A 2,877-nucleotide genomic window follows, 5' to 3' on the forward strand; every position below is an offset into this window, starting at 1 on the left:
TCTTCGGGTCGTTCCTGACGTCCGCCAGAGCGGGGCGGCGCTCACCGACCGCGGGGGCGAGGAAGATCGCCGCGGCGACCAGCGCCAGGACGGCGATCATCGCGGAGCGCAGCCCGTAGTGGTCGCCGAGGAAGCCGAGGCCGGGCGGGCCGACCAGGAAGGCCCCGTACGCGATCATCGCCACCAGGCTCACCCGGGCGGTGGGGTCGGGGCCGGAGTCGCCGGCGGCCGAGATGGCGACCGGGAAGCCCAGCGAGGCGCCCAGGCCCCAGAAGAGGACGGCGGCGCCGGCGGCCACCGGGTGGTCGACGAAGATCACCACGACCAGCCCGAGCGCCGCGGAGACCGCGCTGGTGCGGATCACGAGGTAGCGCCCGAAGCGGTCGATGAAGAACGCGCCGCAGAAGCGGCCGACGGTCATCGCGGCGGCGAAGCCCACGTACACCAGCGAGCCCAGCGCGGCGTCCAGGTCGTGGCCGTCGACCATCAGCAGCGGCAGCCAGTCGGTCGCCGCGCCCTCCGCGAGCGCCATGGCCAGGACGACCGCGCCGATCAGCAGCAGCCGGGTGTCCTTCCACAGCGGGCGGCCCGCGGCCGTACCGGCGCCGTCCTCGGCGGCGTCCGCCGCCCCGTCCGCGGCGGCCCGCCTGCCGACGCCGCCGGGGACGTCGCCGAAGGCGGCGAGGAAGACGGTGAGCGCGACGCCGGACATGATGAGCAGATGCCACTGCACGGGGAAGCCGGCGGCCGTGGCCAGCATGCCGAGGCTCGCGCCGAGCACGGTGCCGAGGCTGAAGAACCCGTGCAGCGTCGTCATCACGGACCGCGCGAGCAGCCGCTCGACCTCGGCGCCCTCCACGTTCAGCGCGACCTCGCCGGAGCCGCCGCCGAGGCCGAACACGAAGAGGCCGGCGGTGACGAGGGCCGCCGACGAGGCGAGCGCCCCCGCGCCGACCCCCGCGACCCCGAGTGCGATCAGCACCGTGCCGCCGCCGATCACCGGCCGGGTGCCCATCCGGGCCACCAGCGCCCCCGAGCTGGCGATGCCGATGGTGGAGCCGACGGACAGCCCGAAGAGGATCAGCCCCATCTCTGCCGTGGACGCCCCCAGCTCGTCGCGGACGTCGGGGGTGCGCGTCACCCACGACGAGAGCGACAGCCCGGGTATGAGGAACATCAGGGACAGCGACAGGCGCCGGCGGCGCGAGGCGGTGGCCATCGGGGGCTCTCTTTCGAAACGGTGACTCGTCAGCGCCGGGGCGACGGCCGTGCGGGCATGGCGGGGGGACCGTGTCGCGGCACGCTCCTCCCGCAGTGTCGTTCCGACCCCGCCTCCGGCTCAAACCCGTTTCGGCACGTGGACTGCCGCCGGGGTCCCGCGGCCGCGGGGCGCCGGGGCCGCGGGGACCCGGCCGGATTCCGCGCCCCGTGCACCGGCGGGTGATCGACATAGTAAGGTAAGCCTTACTTCTGCCGCCGTCGGCGGGTGCGTCCAGGAAGGTGTCAGGTCAGGATTCCGTGCGGTTATATCTGCTGGCGCGCAACCCCACCGACTCGGTCACGGACGGCTTCCTCCCCGCCGCGCGCCGTCTCGGCCTCGACGTCACCGTGCTCACCGACCAGCCCGGCGCCCACCGGCGGCGCGCCCCGGAGCCGGAGACCCTGGGCTGCGACGTACGCGACTTCCGCGCCGTGATCGGCCGCATCTCCGCTCACCACCGGCCCGACGCGGTGTTCACCAACAGCGACCACCTGCAGACGCAGGCCGCGCTCGCCGCCGATTACTTCGGCCTGCCCGCCAAGAGCTGGCGGGCCGCCCACGCCACCAAGGACAAGGCCGAGATGCGCCGCCGGCTCGCCGCCGCCGGCGCGGACCCGGTGCGGGCCGCGGAGCTGCCCGCCGGGGCGGACCCGGCCGCGCTGGACGTGCCGTACCCGTGCGTGGTCAAGCCGCGCGAGGGCGTCGCCAGCGAGGACGTGGTGCTGGCCGCGGACCCGGCGGAACTCGTGCGGCGCTGCGAGGAGATCCGGGCGCGGCGGCCCGGCGAGGCGCTGGTGGTCGAGGAGTTCCTGGCCGGCGAGCTGTACACGCTGGAGACGCTGGGCGACGGCCGCGTACGCCACCTCCTCGGCGGCTTCCACACCGACTTGTCGCCGCCGCCGTACTTCGTCGAGGAGCGCATGTCCTACGTGCCCGCCCACCCCGGGCCCGTCGCGGCCCAGGTGCTCGGGCAGCTCGACGCGCTCGGCGTCGGGTTCGGCGCCTGCCACACCGAGTTCACGGTGAGCGCGGGCCGGGCGCGGCTCGTGGAGGTCAACTACCGCGCCATCGGCGACCAGTGCGACCTGCTGCTCACCCGGCTGCTCGGCATCCCGCTCTTCGCGCACATCCTCCGTACGCACCTGGGCGAGCCGCTGCCCGCGGACCTGGGGGCGCGTACGGACGGGCGGGCCCGGCTGTCGTACCCGTGCGCCCGCACCGCCGGGACGCTGACCGCCGCCCCGGGGCCGGCGGATCGGGTGGTCGACGGGGTGGAGCTGGCGTACCGGCCGCTGCGCGCGGTGGGCGAGCGGCACGAACTGCACCGCACCAACCGGGACTTCCTCGGCGTGGCCCGCGGCATCGGCACGGACCAGCGGCAAGTGGACCGGGTGGTGGCGGACTTCCTGGCCGCGCAGCGCTGGGAGATCGCGCCGTGAGCGGGGCCGCGCCCGACTCCGGGGAAGGCGCCGGCGGCGAGGAGGCCGAGCTGGTGCTGCGCGTGCTGAGCGCGCTGCTGCGCGAGGACGTCGTGGGGCTGCGTACCCGTACGACGGCGCACGACCGGGCGGACGGACGCTGGCTGCGCCTCGCCGACCCCGCGGGGCCCGGCGCAC

At 75.6% G+C, this 2,877-nt stretch carries 3 protein-coding genes; 2 read left to right on the forward strand and 1 reads right to left on the reverse strand.

Annotated features, from left to right (window positions below; all coding sequences use genetic code 11):
- The coding region (locus tag H5J30_RS25290; RefSeq protein WP_181789660.1) for an MFS transporter at positions 1–1,219 on the reverse strand (1,219 nt) is incomplete at its 3' end.
- Positions 1,220–1,518: 299 nt separating this feature from the next.
- On the opposite strand from H5J30_RS25290, the gene H5J30_RS25295 reads away from it, so the two are divergent.
- Together H5J30_RS25295 and H5J30_RS25300 are read left to right on the forward strand one after the other, a co-directional pair.
- Positions 1,519–2,700, forward strand: a complete 1,182-nt coding sequence (locus tag H5J30_RS25295; protein WP_181789661.1) for an ATP-grasp domain-containing protein — start codon at positions 1,519–1,521, stop codon at positions 2,698–2,700.
- Positions 2,697–2,877: hypothetical protein (locus H5J30_RS25300; protein WP_181789662.1), on the forward strand; the 181-nt coding region annotated here is incomplete at its 3' end. The genes H5J30_RS25295 and H5J30_RS25300, both read left to right, overlap by 4 nt.

This window comes from Streptomyces phytophilus (assembly GCF_013870535.1).
Lineage (GTDB): Bacteria > Actinomycetota > Actinomycetes > Streptomycetales > Streptomycetaceae > Streptomyces > Streptomyces phytophilus.